Source organism: Rhodococcoides kyotonense, assembly GCF_900188125.1.
Taxonomy (GTDB): Bacteria; Actinomycetota; Actinomycetes; order Mycobacteriales; family Mycobacteriaceae; genus Rhodococcoides; species Rhodococcoides kyotonense.
Genome location: NZ_FZOW01000020.1, coordinates 1 through 20,996, shown reverse-complemented (window position 1 = coordinate 20,996; position 20,996 = coordinate 1). Strand labels below are relative to the sequence as shown.

At 64.1% G+C, this 20,996-nt stretch carries 17 protein-coding genes; 12 read left to right on the top strand and 5 right to left on the bottom strand.

Annotated elements, in window-relative coordinates:
* Positions 1–27: 27 nt before the first annotated feature.
* From CHB96_RS24870 to CHB96_RS24860, 3 genes are all read left to right on the top strand, one after another.
* Complete coding sequence (locus CHB96_RS24870; RefSeq protein WP_089251370.1) at positions 28–696, top strand: NADPH-dependent F420 reductase; 669 nt, start codon at positions 28–30, stop codon at positions 694–696.
* A 63-nt stretch (positions 697–759) separates the two neighbouring features.
* The gene (locus CHB96_RS24865; RefSeq protein WP_089251368.1) at positions 760–2,055 is read left to right on the top strand and encodes an ATP-binding protein; all 1,296 of its coding nucleotides are present in this window, start codon (positions 760–762) and stop codon (positions 2,053–2,055) included.
* Entirely contained in the window at positions 2,052–2,699 is a 648-nt protein-coding gene (locus tag CHB96_RS24860; RefSeq protein ID WP_089251366.1) for a response regulator, read from the top strand. The genes CHB96_RS24865 and CHB96_RS24860 overlap by 4 nt, the downstream gene beginning before the upstream one ends.
* A 63-nt stretch (positions 2,700–2,762) precedes the next feature.
* On the opposite strand, the gene CHB96_RS24855 is transcribed toward CHB96_RS24860, so the two are convergent.
* Positions 2,763–3,980, bottom strand: coding sequence for a serine/threonine-protein kinase (locus CHB96_RS24855; protein WP_245866160.1), 1,218 nt, complete (start codon positions 3,978–3,980; stop codon positions 2,763–2,765).
* A 216-nt stretch (positions 3,981–4,196) separates the two neighbouring features.
* On the opposite strand from CHB96_RS24855, the gene imuA' reads away from it, so the two are divergent.
* The 3 genes from imuA' to CHB96_RS24840 are packed head-to-tail and all read left to right on the top strand — an operon-like array spanning position 4,197 to position 7,143.
* Positions 4,197–5,045 (top strand): DnaE2-dependent mutagenesis accessory factor ImuA', encoded by an 849-nt coding sequence (gene imuA', locus CHB96_RS24850; RefSeq protein WP_245866158.1) that lies wholly within the window; start codon positions 4,197–4,199, stop codon positions 5,043–5,045.
* Positions 5,042–6,595: a DNA polymerase Y family protein gene (locus tag CHB96_RS24845; RefSeq protein WP_089251363.1), complete on the top strand. Its 1,554-nt coding sequence runs from the start codon at positions 5,042–5,044 to the stop codon at positions 6,593–6,595. Before imuA' ends, CHB96_RS24845 begins: the two co-directional genes overlap by 4 nt.
* Before the next feature lie 20 nt (positions 6,596–6,615).
* Entirely contained in the window at positions 6,616–7,143 is a 528-nt protein-coding gene (locus CHB96_RS24840; RefSeq protein WP_089251480.1) for a hypothetical protein, read from the top strand.
* Here CHB96_RS24840 and CHB96_RS24835 read toward each other — a convergent pair whose 3' ends face one another.
* On the bottom strand, positions 7,144–9,144 hold the full coding sequence (locus tag CHB96_RS24835; RefSeq protein ID WP_089251361.1) for an SDR family oxidoreductase: 2,001 nt from the start codon (positions 9,142–9,144) through the stop codon (positions 7,144–7,146).
* A gap of 284 nt (positions 9,145–9,428) precedes the next feature.
* Entirely contained in the window at positions 9,429–11,558 is a 2,130-nt protein-coding gene (locus tag CHB96_RS24830) for an MMPL family transporter (protein ID WP_089251359.1), read from the bottom strand.
* 138 nt (positions 11,559–11,696) lie between these two features.
* On the opposite strand from CHB96_RS24830, the gene CHB96_RS24825 reads away from it, so the two are divergent.
* The 6 genes from CHB96_RS24825 to CHB96_RS24800 all read left to right on the top strand — a co-directional run bounded on the left by CHB96_RS24825 (position 11,697) and on the right by CHB96_RS24800 (position 19,334).
* Positions 11,697–14,975 (top strand): error-prone DNA polymerase, encoded by a 3,279-nt coding sequence (locus tag CHB96_RS24825; RefSeq protein WP_089251357.1) that lies wholly within the window; start codon positions 11,697–11,699, stop codon positions 14,973–14,975.
* A gap of 97 nt (positions 14,976–15,072) precedes the next feature.
* A complete protein-coding gene (locus tag CHB96_RS24820; RefSeq protein WP_245866156.1) occupies positions 15,073–16,023 on the top strand; it encodes a siderophore ABC transporter substrate-binding protein in 951 nt (316 codons plus the stop codon).
* Positions 16,024–16,080: 57 nt separating this feature from the next.
* The gene (locus tag CHB96_RS24815) at positions 16,081–17,049 is read left to right on the top strand and encodes an ABC transporter permease (protein WP_089251355.1); all 969 of its coding nucleotides are present in this window, start codon (positions 16,081–16,083) and stop codon (positions 17,047–17,049) included.
* On the top strand, positions 17,036–18,049 hold the full coding sequence (locus tag CHB96_RS24810) for an iron chelate uptake ABC transporter family permease subunit (RefSeq protein WP_245866154.1): 1,014 nt from the start codon (positions 17,036–17,038) through the stop codon (positions 18,047–18,049). Before CHB96_RS24815 ends, CHB96_RS24810 begins: the two co-directional genes overlap by 14 nt.
* Positions 18,046–18,804 (top strand): iron ABC transporter ATP-binding protein, encoded by a 759-nt coding sequence (locus CHB96_RS24805; protein ID WP_089251351.1) that lies wholly within the window; start codon positions 18,046–18,048, stop codon positions 18,802–18,804. Before CHB96_RS24810 ends, CHB96_RS24805 begins: the two co-directional genes overlap by 4 nt.
* Before the next feature lie 17 nt (positions 18,805–18,821).
* The gene (locus CHB96_RS24800; RefSeq protein WP_089251349.1) at positions 18,822–19,334 is read left to right on the top strand and encodes a metallophosphoesterase family protein; all 513 of its coding nucleotides are present in this window, start codon (positions 18,822–18,824) and stop codon (positions 19,332–19,334) included.
* Here the strand turns inward: CHB96_RS24800 and CHB96_RS24795 are convergent.
* Together CHB96_RS24795 and CHB96_RS24790 are read right to left on the bottom strand one after the other, a co-directional pair.
* A complete protein-coding gene (locus CHB96_RS24795) occupies positions 19,320–20,204 on the bottom strand; it encodes a HAMP domain-containing protein (RefSeq protein WP_245866152.1) in 885 nt (294 codons plus the stop codon). The genes CHB96_RS24800 and CHB96_RS24795 overlap by 15 nt on opposite strands.
* A 144-nt stretch (positions 20,205–20,348) precedes the next feature.
* On the bottom strand, positions 20,349–20,996 hold a 648-nt coding region (locus CHB96_RS24790; protein ID WP_176444494.1), incomplete at its 5' end, for a cytochrome c oxidase subunit I.

The window sequence follows — 20,996 nt, the reverse complement described above, 5'->3', positions numbered from 1 at the left end:
TTCACTCGACTTTTGAGGAGCCTCGACATGAAGATCGGCATCATCGGAGCAGGATTCATCGGCGGCACGTTGACGCGCAAGCTCGCCGAACTGGGGCACGAGGTACGTGTGTCCAATTCTCGTGCACCCGAGACTCTCTCCGAACTGGCGGCCGAAACGGGCGCGACGGCGGTCTGGAGCACCGAAGCGGCTCAGGACGCGGATCTCGTGATCGTGAGTATCCCGCAGAAGAACACCCCGGATCTGCCGTCGAACATCGTGGAATCGGCCAAACCGGGGGCGCCGATCATCGAGACGAACAACTACTACCCGCAACAACGTGACGGCCTGATCGCCGACATCGAGAACGGCACTCCCGAAAGTGTCTGGGTTGCACAGCATCTCGGTGATCGAGGTGCGGACGTGGTGAAGGTGTTCAACGGTATCTACTGGAAGCATCTCCTGGAGAAGGGCGTTCCGGCCGGTACCGACGGACGCATCGCACTGCCGATCGCAGGCGCGGACGGCGCGGGCAAGAAGCTCGTGTTCGACGTCGTCGATCAGCTCGGATTCGACCCGGTCGACGGCGGAACGCTCGAACAATCGTGGCGTCAGCACCCGGGGACTCCCGTCTACGGCAAGGACTACGACGCCGACGGCGTGAAGAAGGCACTCGCGGAAGCGACCGCCGAGCGTACCGCGGAATGGCGAGCCTGATCCGGTAGAAGATCAGGGGAGACCCTGATGCGGTGGTCGAGGGATTCGTGCCAGGATCGAGGAGTGCACCCTGTCGACCAATCGGCCTCCCCCGGAGGCTACGAACCCGCCAAGTTCCATCGGCGCGGTGGTGGACGCATCGTGGGTGGTGTCGCCGGTGGCCTGTCGGACCACCTCGGCGTCGACGTGTTCAAGGTGCGCGTCGCGTTCGCGCTTCTGGCCATCATGGCCGGGGCGGGAATCTTCGCGTACGGCCTGCTATGGATCTTCAGTCCGGCAGGAGACGACGTCGATCGGCCGAGCAGCGTGGAGCGTCAGCGCGCGCTCGGCCTCGCTGCCGTCGGGCTCGGGCTCGCGGCAGCGCTGGCCTGGCTGCTCAACGGCACCGCCGCGTCGGCGCTCGTACCGATCGTGGTCGTGGTCGTCGGGGCGGCGCTGGTCTGGCGCGAGTTCGACTCGGAAGGTCCACGTTCGGCGCTCGGTCTCGCGAAGAAACCGACAGTTCTCGGATGGGCACGCGTCGTCGGCGGTGCCACGCTGATCGTGCTCGGTCTCGGTGTCGTCGTGCTGGCCCGGGTGGATCTTGCGTCGCTGCGGTCGTCGTTGCTCGCGGTCATCGTCACGTTGGTCGGTGCGGGTCTGCTGACGGTGCCGGTGTGGCTGCGTATGTGGCGTGCGCTGAACGCAGAGCGCTCGGCACGTATCCGCAACGACGAGCGCGAGGAGATCGCCTCGCACCTGCACGACTCGGTATTGCAGACTTTGGCGTTGATTCAGAAGCAGTCCGATCAGCCCGGTGAGGTGATGCGCCTCGCACGCAGTCAGGAGCGCGAGCTACGCAAATGGCTGTTCGAGGAAGGCGATCCCGATCATTCCTCCCTCGCCGAAGCGCTCAAGACGATCGCCGGAGAAGTCGAGGATCAGCACGGCATCACCGTGCGGCCGATCACGGTCGGTGATGTGCAGTTGACGCTGGACGATTCGAGTTCGGGACTGACCCGCGAGACGTTCACCGCAGTGCTGGGCGCTACCCGTGAAGCGCTCGTCAATGCGGCCAAGCATTCCGGCGAGACCAACGTCGACCTGTTCGCCGAGACCGAGGACGACAAGGTCACCGTGTTCGTGCGCGACCGCGGCAGCGGATTCGACGAGAATCTCGTGCCGGAGGACCGTCGCGGTCTCGCCAAGTCGATTCGCGGCAGAATCGAACGCCGAGGCGGTGAAGTGTCGGTGCGCTCCGGCGTCGGCAAGGGGACCGAGGTTCGAATCATGATGCCGCGCAATGGCAACGGTAGGGATACTGTCAAACAGACTCGAACCGAGACCACCGAACCGATACCGCAGGAGCAGCCGAGGTGACCGACCCTTTTCGCGTGTTTCTCGTCGATGACCACGCAGTTTTTCGTTCGGGCGTTCGCGCGGAGTTGGGCCGGGAGGCCGACATCGAGGTCGTCGGAGAGGCAGGGGGCGTCGCCGACGCGGTAGCCGGAATCGAGTCGACCAAGCCCGACGTCGTTCTGCTCGACGTGCACATGCCCGACGGTGGCGGCGTCGCGGTGCTGGGCCGGATCTCGGAGGGGCCGGTGTGTCTGGCGCTGTCGGTGTCCGATGCGGCGGAGGACGTCATCGCCGTCATCCGCGCAGGCGCGCGGGGCTACGTCACGAAGACGATCTCCGGATCGGAGCTCGCCGACGGTGTACGACGCGTCGCCGGCGGAGATGCGGTGTTCTCGCCTCGCCTCGCGGGTTTCGTGCTGGATTCGTTCACGGGCAAGTCCGCGGCACCGGAACCCCCGTTGGACCCCGAGCTCGATTCGTTGACTCCTCGTGAGCTCGAGGTACTGCGGTTGCTCGCGCGCGGCTACACGTACCGGGAGATCGCAGAGGACTTGTTCATCTCGGTCAAGACCGTCGAGACGCATGCGTCGAACGTGCTGCGAAAGACGCAGCAGTCCAACAGGAATGCGCTCACGAGGTGGGCGCACAAGCGTCGGATCGACTGAGGCGGCTTCGCCGCACGTGCACGGAAATGCATAGAGGGCTATGTATTTCCGTGCACGTACGGGCTACAAGAGCAGGGCGAGGAGCACGAGAATCACGAGGACGACCGCCACTGCGCCCGCCAGGATCACGCCGGGGGACAGGTCCGTCTTGTCGCCGACGACGTCGTCGATCCAGTCCAGGACGAGATCGAGCGGGTTCTTCTTCTTGGGTGGGTCGAACGGCGGCGGCGCATAGGGTTTCGGCGGATTGTTGTCGTACAGGCCGTCAGAGCGCACCGCGGGCAAGCCGGCGATCGTGCTCCCGAATTCACGAGACGTGCGCCTCGTGTCGGCGACGGGTGTCGATCGGTGCGCCCACGAGGGCACCGAACCGTCGGCGGAAGTCAGTGGTACACCACGTAATTGAGCGATGCTGCCTCGGCTGCTGATCGCACTCCTGATGATCTCGTCGCGAGCCGCCGCCATCGTCGGGCGACGCGCTGGATCGGGTTCGAGCATGTGCAGCAACGCATTCGTGAGGTCACCCGATCGGGAGGGCGGGATGATCTGCCCCTTGGCGACGCGATGGAGCAACGCGATCGAGTCCTGGTCGATGTCGAACGGAGGCTTTCCCTCGATGGCCGTGTACAGCGTCGCGCCCAGGGAGAAGACGTCGCTGGCCTCGGTCGGATCCTGACCGCGAGCCACTTCCGGGGCAAAGTACGCGGGCGTGCCGGTGATGACCGACGAATCCGATTCGTCCACATCGCCTTTCGCGCGTGAAATGCCGAAGTCGCTGATCTTCACGACGCCGAGTTCCCGTCCGCGGTCGGCGATCAGGATGTTGCCCGGCTTGATGTCGCGATGCACGATGCCTGCCTGGTGTGCCTCGGTGAGTGCGTCGGCGACTTGTGCACCGATCTGCGCGACCTCGTACGGCGGCAGCGTGTCGACGGCATTGAGCGCCTGCGCGAGACTCCGCGACGGCATGTACTCCATGACGAGCCACGGTTCGCCGTCCTCGATCGCGACGTCGTGCATGGCGATGGCGTGCGAACTGGACAGTCGCGCTGCGATACGACCTTCGCGCATGGCGCGGTTGCGGATCTCGCGTGCGGCCTTCTCGCTCAATCCGACGGTCGAGGTGACCTGTTTGACGGCGACCTTGCGGCCCATGAGCGTGTCCTGTGCGAGCCAGACCGCACCCATTCCGCCGCCGCCGAGTTTGTAGGCGAGACGGTATCGGCCGGCGAGGAGGTAGTCGGGTCCCACGACCCGGGCGGCGCGCTTCTGCTCTGTCACGACCACAGGTTAGTTGACTGCTGTACTCCGTGCCGACGAGGCATCACAGGAGTGCGCGTCGGCTCTTTCACCTGCGGTTTCGGAGCCGTCTTGACGAGCGTCGCCGCACCGGCTTTACTGGATAGGAGTTCGAAAGTCTGTTCGAAAGGCGTACTTCCCCGCCGCCTTCCGGATCGGCCCGAGTGTCATATTTCGTCGATTGTTCGGGGAGTTCGCATGCCTGTTCCAGCTGGTGCACCGGGCGACGACGCAGCCATGGCGGACATGTCGTTGCCGGAGCGTGTCGAGTATCTGAGGCGTCGCATGGCGTCGGTCCCCGCGAGGGGTGAAGAACGCGCTGTTCGTCACCCGGCACCTCATCCTGCACCCATGGTCCGACAACGGCCGGAACCCGAGCCGGATGTTCCACGGAAAGCGGTGTTGCCGGTTCCCGATGCTCTTGCTTCGATCCTTCCGCACGGAGGCTTGGTACGCGGATCGGTGGCTGCAGTGTCCGGTGCGGGTTCGCTGTTGCTCGGCATGGTGGCTGCGGTCACGGCGTCGGGCAGACATGTCGCAGTGGTCGGTCAGCCGAGGTTCGGCTTGCTCGCAGCCGCCGAGATGGGTGCCGAGCTGCACAGATTGGCCGTCGTACCCGATCCGGGTGAGGATCCGGTCGAGGTGGCGGCGATCCTGCTCGACGGTCTGGACCTCGTCGTACTCGGACTGGGCGGGAGGTCGGTGCCACCGTCGCGGGCACGTGCCGTGGTGGCGCGTGCCCGAAGCAAAGGGGCAACGCTGGTGGTGACGGACGGCCAGTGGGACGGCGTCGAACTACGTCTGGACGCCGTGGTGCGGAGTTACGGAGGGGTCGGCACCGGCGCTCGGTCCGGACGTGGACGACTGCGGAATCTGCAGTTGGAAGTGCGCGCACAGGGCAAGGCGATGCGTCCGCGCACCACGTGTTTCGATCTTCGATCCGAGCAGGGGCGAATGCAGTGGTCGGTGGCATCCGAAAGCCGCACTGCCGCGTTCGATTCCACCGCGTTCGATTCCACCGCCGGTGATCTCGCGGTGCTGGCATGAGTCGCGTTCTTGCGCTGTGGTGTCCGGACTGGCCCGCGGTGGCTGCTGCGGCCGTCGCGGATCTTCCCGCGACGCACCCGGTGGCGGTGACGTCGGGCAATCGGGTGATCGCGTGTTCGGCGACGGCTCGCACGGAGGGCGTTCGTCGAGGGTTGCGCAAGCGAGAAGCGCAGGCGCGATGCCCCGGTGTGTACGTCACGACCGCGGACCCGGATCGTGACGGGCGTCTGTTCGAGCCCGTCGCAGCGGCCATCGATGCCGTCGCGCCCGGCGTGGAAATTCTGCGGCCCGGGCTGCTGATACTCGGAGCCCGCGGGGTGAGCAGGTACTTCGGATCGGAACACTCTGCCGCCGAACGACTCATCGACCAGGCATCGAGCGCCGGGGTGGAGTGTCAGATCGGCATCGCCGACGAGTTGACGACGGCTGTCATCGCCGCGCGTCATGCGGTCGTCGTTCCGCGTGGTGGCGGTGCGCAGTTCCTGTCCTCGCTTCCGGTGGCCGAACTCGCCGCGGAGCCGAGTCTCGCCGCACAGGACAGGGGCGAGTTGATCGACCTGTTGCGGCGACTCGGACTTCGCACCATCGGGGCCTTCGCCGCGCTCACTCCCGGTGACGTGGCGTCGCGGTTCGGGACCGATGCCGTGTTGGCTCATCGCAGCGCTCGCGGCGAGCCGGAGCGACCTCCATCCGCTCGTGCACTGCCGCCCGATCTGAACATCGAGCATTCGTGCGATCCGCCGATCGATCGTGTCGACGCCGCAGCCTTCGCAGGCCGCGGGATGGCCGAGAAGCTGCACACCAAGCTCGCTGCAGCCGGTGTCGCGTGCACACGACTGCTGGTGCATGCATCCACCGGCAACGGCGAGAACCTCTCTCGCATCTGGCGATGTGCCGAACCGCTGACTCCCGAGGGCACGGCCGATCGGGTGCGATGGCAACTCGACGGGTGGCTCACCGGCCGCAGCGAGAGCAAACCGACCGCGGGCATCACGACCCTTCGGCTCGAACCCGTCGAGGTCGTCGCTGCCGGTGAGCTCCAGTTGGGGCTTTGGGGAAGCGTCGGAGACGAGGACGAGAGGGCGCGTCGTGCGCTGGTGCGAGTGCAGGGCCTTCTCGGCGGAGACGCCGTGAAGATCGGTGTGCTCAGCGGTGGCCGAAGTCCCGCCGAACGAGTCACGCTTCGGTCGTTGGGAGACGAATTGGTTCCTCGACGTGATCCGTCGGCGCCGTGGCCGGGAAAGCTGCCGCAACCGGCACCCGCTGCGGTGATGGAGTCACGTCCCGAAGTGATGCTGGAGGATTCACTCGGCACGTCGGTACACGTCGAGGAGCGAGGCGATTTCGATCGGAAGCCTGCCGTCCTTCGATGGGGCAGCAAGAAGTGGGCAGTGGTGGGGTGGGCAGGCCCGTGGTCGGTCGACGAGCGCTGGTGGGACCCCGCCGTCGGTAACCGTGGTGCGCGGCTGCAGGTGTACATCGAGGAGAACCGGATGCTGTTGCTGGCATACGACACCGACGGGTGGCGCGTCGAAGGTTTCTACGAGTGAGGACGCTCTACCATCTGCATATGGAATTGCGTAGGACGATCACGAAACGGGATGTGCCGCTCATCGCCTGGTCGGCCATTTTCGTTGTGTCGCAAGCGAATATCGTACGGATGCTCGGTCCTGCCGGGCCACGCGTACTCGAAGTTCAGACGGCCTGGTCGGCCGACCGCTATCGACAGATCTTGAATTCGATGGACGGTGTGACGACAGCGCGTTTCCGCAGTCACTACTATCCGGACTTCGTGCACCCGGCCCTCTATGCGATGGCACTGCGCGCCGGGGCGACGAGGCTCGGCGAACTCTCGGACCTGCACCCGCGGACCGCGAAGATACTCGCAGCGGCACCGGTGATCTCCGCGGCCGGGGACTACGTCGAGAATGTCGTCGGACTGCATCTGTTGGATCACCCCGAGCACATCACCGATTCCGTCGTGCGCGCGACAACCGCTGTGAGCGTGAGCAAATGGGCCCTGGCACTGGGATGCCTGACCTACTTGGGAGTCGGGTTCACGACAATCTGGTCGCGAGCTCTCCGTCGCCGAACCTGATCACCAGTTGGCGCCGGGTACCAAGCGGCCGAGTCGTCGTGCCAGTTTCGCGACGCGAGCTCCCGCACTGGACGCGTCGTACTCCGCTGGGTGCCGATAACCGGCAGGCATCGACGGCGTGGCGGTCGATTCCCCTTTGGCTGCGGCGGAATCGGGGAAGCGCCGATAGAACTGGTGCATCGTGCGGTCCTTGCGCCCCGGAACGAAGATGCTGCTGAACTGGCCAAGCGTTCCGAGCGGAGTGTCGATACGTTTCGGCTTGTCCACGAGCGCTCGAATCACCATCGCCGCGGCCTTCTCCGGCGATACGACCGGGCCGACGTTCTTGTCTCCGGTCGGCGCGATCATCGGTGTCGCGACGAGTGGCATGTGGATGGTCGTGAACGTGATTCCGTCGGACAGGGTTTCGGCCGCCGCGACGTCGGCGAACCCGTCGAGTGCGGCCTTGCTCGCGACATAGGCTGCAAATCTCGGCGTATGCCCTTGCACCGCAGCGCTACTGATGTTGACGATGTGGCCGAAGCGTCGTCGGCGCATATGTGGCAGCAGTGCGAGGACGAGTCGGACAGCGCCGAAGTAGTTGACGGCCATCGTTCGCTCGAAGTCGTGCAACCGATCGGTCGAGCGGTACAGGGACCGGCGGATCGAGCGTCCCGCGTTGTTGACGAGCATGTCGACGTGGCCGTGTTCGCTCAGAATCGCCTTGACCGTCTGGTCGACGGATTCGGTGTCGGTGACGTCGCACGGGTAGCCGTATGCGTCACCACCTTTCGACCGAATATGCGCGACGACCGATTCGAGTTGCTCGGCTCCGCGGGCGAGGAGAATGACCGTCGCGCCCTTGCGGGCAGCGGCGGCTGCGCTTGCCTCGCCGATTCCCGACGACCCACCGGTGATGACGATGTGGCGTCCGACCAGCGGGCCGCGCGGATCCTGACGACGAGCTCGATCGGGATCCAGGTTCTGTTGCCAGAAGTCCCAGAGAACATCTGCGTACGATGCCAGTGGAGGTGGTGCAATTCCGCTGTCGCGCAACGTATTCTGTGTGGCCGTGGAGTCGAAGGTCGTCGGTAGTGTCAGGTGATCCAGCATCACGGGTGGTACGCCGAGACGCGACATGATCGCGTCACGGCCCGATCTGACGACGTCGAAGCGGGGTGAGACGACCGGTGCCGCAACGAGACCCGGTATCCCGACGACCTTCGCGCCTGACCCCGCTGCGCGTCCGAATGCGCGGTAGACCTCGGTCATCGGTTGAGGATCGGGATTGACGAGATGAAATACTCGCTGCTGCAGCGGGTTACGGTGAATCAGTTCGACGAGGGCCGCCGCGACGTAGTCGACGGGGACCAGGTTGGTGGCGCCGATGTCGGGAACGGTGACCGGAAACGCGTCGGGCAGTTTTGCCAGTTCGGCGAACAACGGGAAGAAGAAGTACGGCCCGTCGATCTTGTCGATGGCACCCGTGTCCGACCGCCCCACCACTGCCGACGGCCGGTATACCCGCCAATCCGTCGCGGATTCGCGAACTATCGCCTCCGATTCGAACTTCGTCCGGTGATACGGCGTCGGGAAGCCTTGTCCTTCGTCGAAATCGTCCTCGGTGAACGTGCCCCGATGGTCACCGGCAACGGCGATCGACGAGACGTGGTGCAGCCGAGCGCCGGTCCGTACCGCGAGTTCCACGACCGCACGTGTGCCCTCGACGTTGGTTGCCGCCTGCTCGTCGCCTGCGGTCATGTCGTAGATCGCGCCGAGGTGCACGATGTGGTCGATGCCCTCGGGGGTGTCCTGTAGACCGAGTTCGGGTTCGGTGAGATCGCCGACGATCGGATGTACCCGATCCTTACCGTCGAGGCCGGCGACCTGCTGCTCGAGCTTCCCGATCGAGTGCGGGCGAACGAGAACGTGAATCTGCGCCGACGGGTCGCGGTCCAACAGCAACGGCAGCACGTTCTGCCCGAGGAAACCCGTACCGCCGGTAACGATGTAGTTCGCCATGGTCGACAACTTACTCCTTGGTAAGTTCCGCGGCCAGTCCGGTTCGGTCCCTTCCTGGGGTGACCGAATGTCACATTCGGTCACTCGGCGGGGTGGGCTGGGTGAGCGAGGGCGTCATTCGGTCACTCTGGGGGAGCGAGGGCGTCATTTGGTCACTCAGAGTGAGCGAGGGTGACATTCGGTCACTTGGCGGGGTGGGCTGGGTGAGCGAGGGCGTCATTCAGTCACTCAGAGTGAGCGAGGGTGACATTCGGTCACTTCGGGAGCAGCGAGCCCAGACCCACTCAGTGCCCGATACCCACCTTGTCGTGCACCTTCTTCATCCAGGCGGGAGCCCACCAGTTCGCCTCGCCCATCAGCTTGACGAGGGACGGCACGAGGAGCATGCGGATGATGGTGGCGTCGACGATCAGCGCAACGATCATGCCGAGGCCGAGGAATCGCATGATCGACAGTTCGGAGATGGTGAACGCCCCGGTTACGACGATGAGAATCAGTGCTGCCGCGGTGACGATCCGTCCGGTGCGTTGGGCACCGATGACGACGGCTTCTTCCGTCGTCGCACCTGCTGCTCGAGCTTCGACCATGCGGGACATCAGGAACACCTCGTAGTCGGTCGAGAGGCCGAAGACGACGGCGAGGATGAGCACGACGAACGTCGCTTCGAGTGGAGCTGGTGTCACGCCCAGCAGACCCGCGCCGTGTCCTTCCTGGAACACCCACGTGAGTACGCCGAAGGTGGCGCCCAGGCTGAGTCCGGCCATGAGAACTGCCTTGATCGGCAGCACGATCGAACCGAACGCGAGGAACAGCAGGATCAGCGTGGAGGTCACCATGATCGCGATCATCGCGGGTAGCCAGGCTGCGATCGCGGCGTTGCCGTCGTCGGTGAGTGCCCTGTTGCCGCCGACGAGTATCTCGGTGCCGTCCGGCGGCGTGATGTCGCGGAGTCCTCGGACGGCGGAGCTCTGCGATTCGGCCTCGGTGCTTCCGTCGCTCGGTTCGCTGTACGACGCCTGCAGGACGACGAAATCGTCCGACGAACCACGGAACTCGACACTGGCGATTCCGGCGACGTCTCCGGCTTGGCGAGTGACGTCGGCGATCGGGCTGCCTTGTGGTTTGGTGCCGTCCGTGCCGCGCAGGACGACGGTCGCGCCGTCGCCCGTCGTCGGGAATTCGCTGCTGAGTGTCTCGACGGCGACGCGTGCGGGGTCGTCCGCGGGAAGTGCTGTGTAGTCGACTTCGCCGAGTGCCACCTTCAGAATCGGTGCGGACAGCACCAGTAGTCCGGCGACGATGACGGTGGCGACGATTCCGGGTTTGCGCATCACCCGGGTCACGACGCCTCCCCAGAACTTCCGTGCGCGCGCGTCGCCGCGATCCGACGCGGTCTTGCTCCAGGTCCACGAGTTGATTCGGGGTCCGAGGATCGCGAGCAGGGCGGGTACGGCCGTCAATGACAGAACTGCTGCGCCTGCGACGGCGGCCATCGCGCCGAAGCCGAGCGATTTGACGACCGGTTGCGGGAACACGAGCATCCCGGCGAAGGCGCAGATCAGCAGGAGGCCGGAGAAGACGATCGTCCGTCCGGCGGTCAGCACCGTGCGCACGGTGGCGTCGGCGGGGCTCTTGCCTTCGCGCATTTCTTCCCGGAAGCGGCTGACGATGAACAGGCCGTAGTCGATCGCGAGGCCGAGTCCGAGGAGGGAGGCGACATTGATGGAGAACGAGCTCACCTCGGTGAACGTCGTCAGCACGCGCAGAATCGCGAGTGCGGCGACGACACTGAGGATTCCGACGAACACTGGAACTGCTGCGGCGACGACACCGCCGAAGATGACGATCAGCAGCACGAGCGTGATGGGGATCGCGATGGCCTCGGAACGGACCAGATCGTTCTGCAGGGTCGTGCTGAACGAGACGCCGACGACGGAACCGCCTGCGAACTGAGAGGTGACGCCGGGTACCTCGAGGTGCGGGAGGAGCTGACCGAACGTCGCGAAGGAGACGCCCGAGTTCGGGCCGAGCGTGACGGTGGCGAGGGCCTTGGTGCCGTCGTTCGAGAGCAGCAACGGCTTGGCGGCTTCGTTCGCCGTCCAGTACGACGTGACGTTCTCGACCGTGTAGTCGCCCTGGAAGTCGTTCAGCACGGCCTCGACGTCGGGGGCGATGTCGTCGACGGTCTTGCCCTCGGGCGGTGTGTAGATGGCCACGATGTCGGGGCTCTGCTGGCCGAGGTTCGCGACGAGCGAGCTGACCTGCGCCGCTTCACTACCGGGGTCGACGAACCCGCCTTCGCTGAGTTTGCCGAACACTCCGAGACCCCAGATGCCGCTGAGTGCGACGAGCACCACGGCGATGGTGAGGACCCATCGTTTCCTCGCGACGACGAAAGAGGCCCAACGTGTCACTCGAGATCTCCGGCTCTTGTCGAAGGGGATGCGCATTCGTTCCGGGCGAGCCTATCGGTGCCACGAGCGGGCGATTGATTCGTGTCGGTGGCTCGAGGTGTAATGGGAACATACGTTCGAAACATTCAGGAGGTGGCCATGGGTTGGAACGACGGCCCACCTACGTGGTCGGAGATGGAGCGTGTCCTGTCGGGCCGTCCGGCGCGTCCGGAGGTCGTCGGCGACGGGGGTGACAGTCCGGCGTGGTCCCGTAAGCGGGCTTCGTACGAGAAGGAGGTGTCGCGTCCGTCGGAGCCGACGACGGCGTACGCCGAGCTGCACGCCCATTCTGCATTCAGTTTCCTCGACGGCGCGAGCCAGCCGGAGGCGATGGTCGAGGAGGCGGTACGTCTCGGGCTCGAAGCCATCGCGATCACCGATCACGACGGTTTCTACGGCGTCGTGCGCTTCGCCGAGGCTGCGCGGACTCTCGGCATCGGAACCATCTTCGGTGCCGAGTTGTCGTTGGGTACGGCTCGTTCGCGGGCGGGGGAGTTGGACCCGGACGGTTCCCATCTTCTGGTGTTGGCGCGGGGACAGGAGGGGTACCGGCGGTTGTCGCGCGAGATTGCCGCGGCGCATCTGCGAGGAGGAGTGAAGGGCAAACCGCAGTACGACTTCGATCGGCTGTCCGACGCCGCGGGCGGTCACTGGCAGATTCTCACGGGCTGCCGAAAAGGCCATGTCCGACGAGCTCTGGACACCGGGGGACTGTCTGCAGCGGATGCCGCGCTGGGTGATCTCGTCGATCGATTCGGTGCGGATCGAGTCAGCGTCGAACTCACACACCACGGCATCGCCGAGGACGACGAGCGCAACGACGACCTGGCGCAGCTGGCCAGGCGGTATGCGCTACCGATCGTGGCGACGACGGCTGCGCACTATGCGACGCCGGAGAGCGGCCGTCTCGCGATGGCGATGGCGGCGGTCCGCGCGCGCAGCAGCCTGGACGACGCCGCGGGATGGCTTGCGCCGACGGGAGGGACGCATCTGCGTTCCGGTACGGAGATGGCGCGGTTGTTCGAGCACCATCCCGGCGCTGTGCGCGGAGCGGTGGACCTCGGGCGTGAGTGCGCGTTCGATCTGCACTTGATCGCACCGAAACTTCCTCCGTTCGACGTTCCGGCGGGGTACACCGAGATCAGTTATCTCCGCGCACTCGCGATGGACGGCGCGGCGCGCAGGTACGGTTCGCGTCAGTCGCATCCGTCGGCGTACGCACAGATCGAGTACGAACTCGAGATAGTCGAGCGCCTCGAGTTCCCCGGGTACTTCCTCGTCGTCCACGACATCGTGGACTTCTGCAAGACACACGACATCCTGTGTCAGGGAAGGGGATCGGCCGCCAACTCTGCAGTGTGTTACGCGATCGGCATCACCAACGTCGATCCGGTGGCGAACAAGCTTCTGTTCGAGCGATTTCTCGCACCGGAGCGAGACGGGCCGCCCGACATCGACATCGACATCGAGTCCGATCGTCGGGAGGAGGCAATTCAGCACGTCTACGAGAAGTACGGCCGCTCGTACGCGGCTCAGGTCGCCAACGTGATCACCTATCGAGGCAAGTCGTCCGTGCGAGACATGGCTCGTGCGTTGGGGTTCTCGCAAGGGCAGCAGGATGCCTGGAGCAAACAGGTCACCAGGTGGTCCAAGGTAGGGGACCAGGAGGACAGCGAGATTCCGACGTCCGTACTCGACCTGGCGCAGCAGATCGAAGGGTTTCCGCGCCACCTCGGAATCCATTCGGGCGGAATGGTCATCTGCGATCGGCCCATCGCCGACGTGTGTCCGGTGGAATGGGCGACGATGGCCGATCGCAGTGTGCTGCAGTGGGACAAGGACGACTGTGCTGCAGTGGGATTGGTCAAGTTCGACATGCTCGGCCTCGGCATGCTGTCGGCGTTGCACTACATGATCGATCTCGTGGCCGAACACAAGAACGTTCACGTGGATCTCGCAGAGATCGATCTGAGCGAGAAGGCCGTCTACGACATGCTGCAGCGTGCCGATTCGGTCGGTGTGTTCCAGGTCGAGTCCCGTGCGCAGATGGCGACGTTGCCCAGGCTCAAACCGTCCGAGTTCTACGATCTCGTGGTCGAGGTCGCCCTGATCAGGCCGGGACCCATCCAGGGTGGTTCGGTGCATCCGTACATCAAGCGCCGCAACGGACTCGAACCCGTCACGTTCGATCACCCGTCTCTGAAGAAGGCTCTGGAGCGCACCCTCGGCGTGCCACTCTTTCAGGAACAGCTGATGCAGATGGCCATCGACGTCGCTGGCTTCAGTGCCGCCGAAGCGGATCAGTTGCGTCGCGCGATGGGTTCCAAGAGGTCTCCGGAGAAGATGGACCTGCTGCGCGAGCGGTTCTACGACGGTATGAAGAACCTGCACGGTGTCACCGGCGACATCGCCGACCGCATCTACGAGAAACTCGCGGCGTTCGCGAATTTCGGTTTCCCCGAAAGCCATTCGCAGAGCTTCGCGTCGTTGGTGTTCTACTCGTCGTGGTTCAAGCTGCATCATCCCGCGGCATTCTGTGCCGGTCTGCTCAGGGCGCAGCCGATGGGTTTCTACTCGCCGCAGTCACTCGTCGCCGATGCGCGTCGCCACGGCGTCCAAGTCCACGGACCCGACGTCAACGCCAGTTCCTGGTACGCCGACCTCACCGGCGGCGGCCTCGAAATCAGAATGGGTCTCGCCGACGTGCGACACATCGGGCAGGATCTCGCCGAGCGCATCGTCGAATCACGAGTTCTGCGCGGCCCGTTCACGTCGTTCGTGGATCTGACCGGACGAGTGGAACTGTCGACGTCGCAAGCCGAATCTCTTGCCACTGCAGGTGCTCTCGGATGTTTCGGCGTCACCAGAAGGGAAGCTCTGTGGGCGGCAGGCGCCGCCGCGGGTGAACGAGCGCACCTGCTACCGGGTCTCGGTGCATCGACGCGGGCGCCCGTGCTGCCGGGGATGAGCGATCTCGACCTTGCGTTGGCGGATGTCTGGGCCACGGGCGTGTCGCCCAATTCCTATCCGACGCAGTTCTTTCGGGACAGACTCGACGAGATGGGCGTGATCCCGGCGAACAGGTTGCTTCAGGTGCCGGACGGGGATCGTGTTCTCGTCGGCGGCGCCGTGACGCATCGGCAGCGGCCGGCGACAGCAGGAGGCGTCACGTTCGTCAACCTCGAGGACGAGACGGGCATGGTCAACGTCGTCTGCTCGGTGGGGTTGTGGGCCAAGTTCCGCAAACTTGCTCTGACAGCACCTGCCCTGTTCGTGCGCGGCAAGGTCCAGAACGCCGAAGGGGCGGTGACGGTCGTGGCCGATCACCTGCAACTGATGGATCTTCGTGTGCGGTCGAAGTCCCGAGACTTCCAGTGACCGGTGTCACCGTTCTTAGATTTGCCTAGCCTCACCTGAACCGCTACTTTTCTCGTCAACTAAAGAGTTCGTAAACAAACCTGGTGAGGACAACCGCGTGAAGATTTCCCGTACGTCGATGCTGGTCGTGGCCAGCGCCGCCGCCTCGATGCTTGTCCTGTCGGCGTGTGGTGAATCGTCCACCGACGCGGCATCGTCCTCGGACACGGTCACCGTCGAGACGACCAACGGTGCCGTCGAGATCCCGGCGAACCCGGTGCGCATCGCGGCACTCGACAACACGTCCTTCGAGACCCTGAAAGCGTTCGGCATCGAACCCGTCGCTCTGCCGAAGCCGATCATGCCCGACGAAGGCTTCGAGGATTGGATTGCGAACGAGGACATCCTCGATGTCGGGACACACCGTGAGCCGAACCTCGAACTCGTCAGCGAAGCGGAGCCGGACCTGATCATCGGGGGCTACCGATTCCAGGAGTACACCGACGAGCTGAACCAGATCGCGCCGACCATCGACATCGCTCCGGACGAGGAGAACTGGGTCGAGACGATGAAGACTCAGACCGAGACGCTGGGCACCATCTTCGGCAAGGAAGAACAGGCTGCGGACATCATCGCGGCGCTCGATACCGCCGAAAGTGACGCTGCGGCACAGACGACAGGGCAGACGGTGTTCCTCGCCAACGTCAGCGGCGGCAAGATCGACAACGGGGCCGGACGTATCGGGCGACTGCTCGAACCTCTGACTCTGACCGACGTGTTCGCCGGCGAAGCCGGTGATGTGCACGGTGATTCGGGCCTGGCGCCGGAGACCATCGCGCAGGCCAACCCCGACTGGGTCATCGTCCTCGACCGCGACGCCGCTGCAGGCGAAGAAGGTGCATCGCCCGCCAAGGCCGTGATCGATGCTCAGGAAGCGTTCGCCAACACCACCTTCGTGACGCAGGATCAGATCATCTACCTCGATCCGTACTTCTACACACGCGAGGGCATCCAGGCGTACACCGAGGCGTTCGAGCAGATCGCAACGTCGTTCGCGAACGCCGCATAGGAAGATCTCTGACGCCGGGGTCGGCACTCGACTCCCGGCGCAGTGGTCTGTTCGATCATGGCTCACCGCACCCTGCTGCTCACATCGATAGCGGTCACCGTCGGCGTTCTCGCCGTGGTCTCGTTGTTCGTCGGCGGCTACGACATCACGCTCGACACGCTGATGAGCGATCCAGAAGCGCGAAACATGTTCCTGATTTCGCGTGTACCCCGCACTCTCGCACTGATTTTCGCCGCCATGGCGATGAGCATTTCGGGCGTCATCATGCAGATGATCACGCAGAACAAGTTCGTCGAACCGACCACGGCCGGAACCGCGCAGTGGGCGGGGCTCGGCGTGCTGTTCACGTTCATCGTGCTTCCCGCGGCAACCCCCTTGGCGAAAATGGTCGTCGCCACCGGTTTCGCGTTCGTCGGCACCTTCGTGTTCATCGCTGTGCTGAACAGGATCTCCGTCAAATCGTCCCTCGTCGTGCCGCTCGTCGGAATCATGCTCGGCGCCGTCATCGGCGCGATCACCACGTTCCTCGCCGGCACCTTCGACCTACTGCAATCGATGTCCGCCTGGCGCTCGGGCGGTTTCAGCGGCGTGGTCCGAGGCTTCTACGAACCCCTGTGGGCGGTGCTGATCATCGCGATTCTGGCCTACGTTCTCGCGAATCGGTTCACCGTCGCAGGCCTCGGCAAGGATCTCGCGACCAACGTGGGACTGCGCTACGAGCAGATCGTCTTCATCGGTGTCACGATGGTCGCCATCGCCACCGGCGTCACGACGGTCGTCGTCGGCTTCATTCCGTTCCTCGGGCTCATCGTCCCCAATTTGGTGTCGATGATTCTCGGCGACGACGTGCACAAGAATCTCCCGTGGGTTGCCGTCATCGGCGCGGGACTACTGCTCATCTGTGACTTGATCGGTCGAATCGTCGTCGCGCCCATGGAGATTCCAGCATCTGTCATTCTCGGTGTGGTGGGCGCCGTCGTATTCATCGTGTTGATCGTGAGGCAGCGTCGTTATGTCAGTGCTTGATTCACGCGCCACGCTGGAGCAGGGCGCGTCGCGTCGGATCCCTCGGCCGTCGTTGTCCCCGCGCATGCGCATCGCACTTCTCACAGGTGCATGTGTCGTCGCGACGATCTGCTTCCTGTTCCTGTTCGTCAAGGGATCGTTCTCGTTCGCGTTTCCCCGACGCCTGAACATGGTGGGCGCCATGGTGATCGCGGCGTTCACCCAGGGCGTGGGAACCGTTGTCTTCCACACCGTGACCAACAATCGCATCCTGACACCGTCGATCATCGGGTTCGATTCCCTGTACACGCTGATGCAGACACTGATGGTGTTCGTCTTCGGCGGCACGGTCATCGCCAACACCGAAGGCATACCGAAACTGCTCGCGCAGACGGCGCTGATGGTCGTCTTCGCCACCATCCTGTATCGGTGGATGTTCTCCGGCAAGACCGGCAGTCTGTTCCTGATGCTTCTCGTCGGAGTCGTCATAGGCCTTGCGTTCGACAGTATTTCGACATTCCTGCAACGATTGCTGTCACCGACCGAGTACGACATGTTGTCGGTCGAGCTGTTCGGGCGCCTCAGTGCAGTCAAGGGGGACTACCTTCCGCTGGCGTTCGGGGTGTGCATCGTGGTCGGAGTGATCCTGTGGACACGCCGACACCACCTCGACGCCCTGCTGCTGGGGCGTGAGGCGGCCATGGCAATCGGTGTCTCGCACAAGCGTGAACTGACGTTGATGCTGGTCCTCATCGCATTGATGGTGGCGTTCTCGACGGCGCTCGTGGGGCCGATGACGTTCTTCGGATTCATCGTCGCCACCATGGCCTACCAATTCACGGGTAGTTACAAGCACATCTACGTTCTGCCGGTGGCATTCCTGCTGGGATTGTTGACGCTCGTCCTCGGGCAGTTCGTCATGCAGCACATCTTCTACGCCGGTGGATTCCTCACCGTCATCATCGAATTCGTGGGCGGCATTCTGTTTCTCGCCGTGATTCTCCGTAAAGGCAAGCTGTGATCAATTTTTCGGATGTAACCAAGTCCTATCAGGACCACAGTGTGCTGGGGCCGGTCTCCGGCACGATCGCCGACGGCGGCATCACGTCGCTCGTCGGGCCGAACGGTGCGGGCAAGTCGACATTGCTGACCGTCATCGGACGACTCCTCGATCCCACGACGGGCACGGTTACGGTCGGCGGCATGGACATTCGCACGACCAAATCGGCGGATTTGGCCAAGCATCTGTCGATCCTGCGCCAGGACAATCACATCACCGCGCGACTGACGGTCCGTGAACTCGTCGGGTTCGGTCGTTTCCCGCACTCGAAGGGGCGCCTCGGACCCGACGACGCCGTTCACGTCGACACTGCCCTCGAGTTCCTCAATCTGACGTCGCTCGGCGACAGGTTTCTGGACCAGTTGTCGGGTGGCCAGCGTCAACGTGCCTTCGTCGCAATGGTTCTCGCGCAGGACACCAAGTATGTTCTGCTGGACGAGCCGCTGAACAACTTGGACATGAAGCACTCGGTGCTGATGATGAAGCAACTGCGCCGCGCTGCGGACGAGCTCGGCAAGACCATCGTGCTGATCGTGCACGACATCAATTTCGCCGCTGCGTACTCCGACCGCATCATCGCGCTGCGCGACGGCGTCATCGTCACGGGTGGCACCGCCGACGAGATGATGCAGGACCACATTCTCAGCGACGTGTTCGACACTCCGGTTCGTGTGCACACGATCGAGGGCCGCAAAACGGCTGTCTACGTTCGCTGACGGGGCACACTGGGTACGTGAAGCTGCTGATCCTCGCCGATACCCACATCCCGAAACGCGCGAAGGACCTGCCCGCCGAGGTGTGGTCGGCCGTCGACGCTGCAGATGTGGTGATTCACGCCGGCGACTGGGTGGACCTCGAGTTCTTCGAGACGCTGCAGGCCCGATCGTCCCGCTTGATCGCGTGTTGGGGGAACAACGATGGCGACGACCTACGCACACGGATGCCCGAGCGAGCCGATGTGACACTCGACGGGCTGCAGTTCACCGTCGTCCACGAGACCGGTGCGGCAGCAGGACGCGACAAACGGATGGCCGCGCTGTACCCCGACACCGATGTCCTGGTGTTCGGGCACAGCCACATTCCGTGGGACACGGTGGCGGATTCCGGTCTGAGATTGCTCAACCCTGGATCGCTGACCGACCGTCGCCGCCAGCCATTCTGCACCTATATGACTGCGACGATCACCGATGGTGTTCTCGCCGACGTCGAAGTGCATCGGATCGAGAAAGACTCACGAATTCGTTGACTCGGGAACCTCTCGGGCCTGATCGACGAGTTCCTGAACGAGCCGAATGATCATGTCCATCTCGGCCATGACTCCGACGCGAAGCTCGTCGTGGTCCGCCGGAGTCAGCGGGGGATTCTGCGTGTCGACGGCCATCAGGACGTCGATCTTCGATCGCAGAGTGTTCAGCGGCTCCATCAGTTCCTCGGCCGCGTCGGTGATCAGTTTGTTCTGGCGCGCGCCTGACTTGTCGAGCGCGAGCAGCATCTCGTTGAAACTCGTGGCGAGTGAGGCGAGTTCGTCGTCACCCGTCACGGCGATCGGTTCGAGGGAACCGGTTCGGGCGACGCGTTCGGTGGCACTTCGGAGTCTCTTGACCGGGCGGAGACCGGTCCTCGCGACGGCTGCGCCTGCGATACCGGCGAGTGCGACGAGGAATGCTCCGATCATGACGAGCGCAAGAGTTAGCTTTCCCAGCAGCGGTGCATTGGTCTGAAGTGATTCGGCCACCATGACCGTTTCGCCCGACACCGTGCGTTTCGCAGAGATCATGTAGCCGCGCACTTCTCGGAGTGACGTGTCCGTCGTGCCGTCGGCGACCGCTTGTTCGGGTGCGTCGAGTACGCCGCCCGAACCGGTGAACGGCCTGGACTCCGCGGTGAACGTGATCAATTCACCGTCAGCGGAGACGAGAGCGACTTTGATCGCCGGACCTTCGGTGTTGCCGACGCCGAATCCGAACAGTGTCGACGGAACACCGGACGTCGCACCGGCGATCAGGGCGTCGGCGTTCCGACTGACGCGGTCGGCGACCTGTGCTCGGAGCGCTTGCTCGGTGACGGCGTAGATCGCCAGAGCACTGACCGCCACGGCCAGTGCGGCGACACTCATGATCAGGATGCGGATGCGACTGTGCAATGAGAAGTTCAAGGGCCGCCCGCGCCGGGCTATCGGCATGCCGACAGGTTCGGCGCGGGGTGATCGGACATCGATCGAGTATCGCCCCTGCTGCTGAGAGCCATCTGAGAGCGAGCCCTACGCGTCGGGATCTCCCGAATGTTCGTGGTCGCTGGTACTCAGTGGCGCCCTGCGAGTCTGTTCGAGTACTTCGGTGGTGTGTCCGCCGTGGCTGCCGGGCCCGACGTGGGCTTCGGCGCGCATCCGCTCGACCATGTGCGGGTAATGCAACTCGAACGCCGGACGCTCGGACCGGATCCGCGGCAGTTCGGTGAAGTTGTGCCGCGGCGGCGGGCAGGAGGTGGCCCACTCCAACGAGTTGCCGTAGCCCCACGGATCGTCGACCGTCACGACTTCGCCGTACCGGTAGGACTTGAACACATTCCACACGAACGGCAACGTACTAGCACCGAGCACGAACGCACCGATCGTGGAAATGATGTTCAGCGTGGTGAACCCGTCCGAGGCCAGATAGTCCGCATACCGGCGCGGCATGCCCTCGTTACCGAGCCAGTGCTGCACCAGGAACGTGCCGTGGAAACCGAGGAACGTCAACCAGAAATGCCATTTACCGAGGCGTTCGTCCATCATCCGGCCGGTCATCTTCGGGAACCAGAAGTAGATACCGGCGTAGGTGGCGAACACGACCGTGCCGAACACCACGTAGTGGAAGTGCGCGATCACGAAGTAGGTGTCGGTGACATGGAAATCGATCGGCGGGCTGGC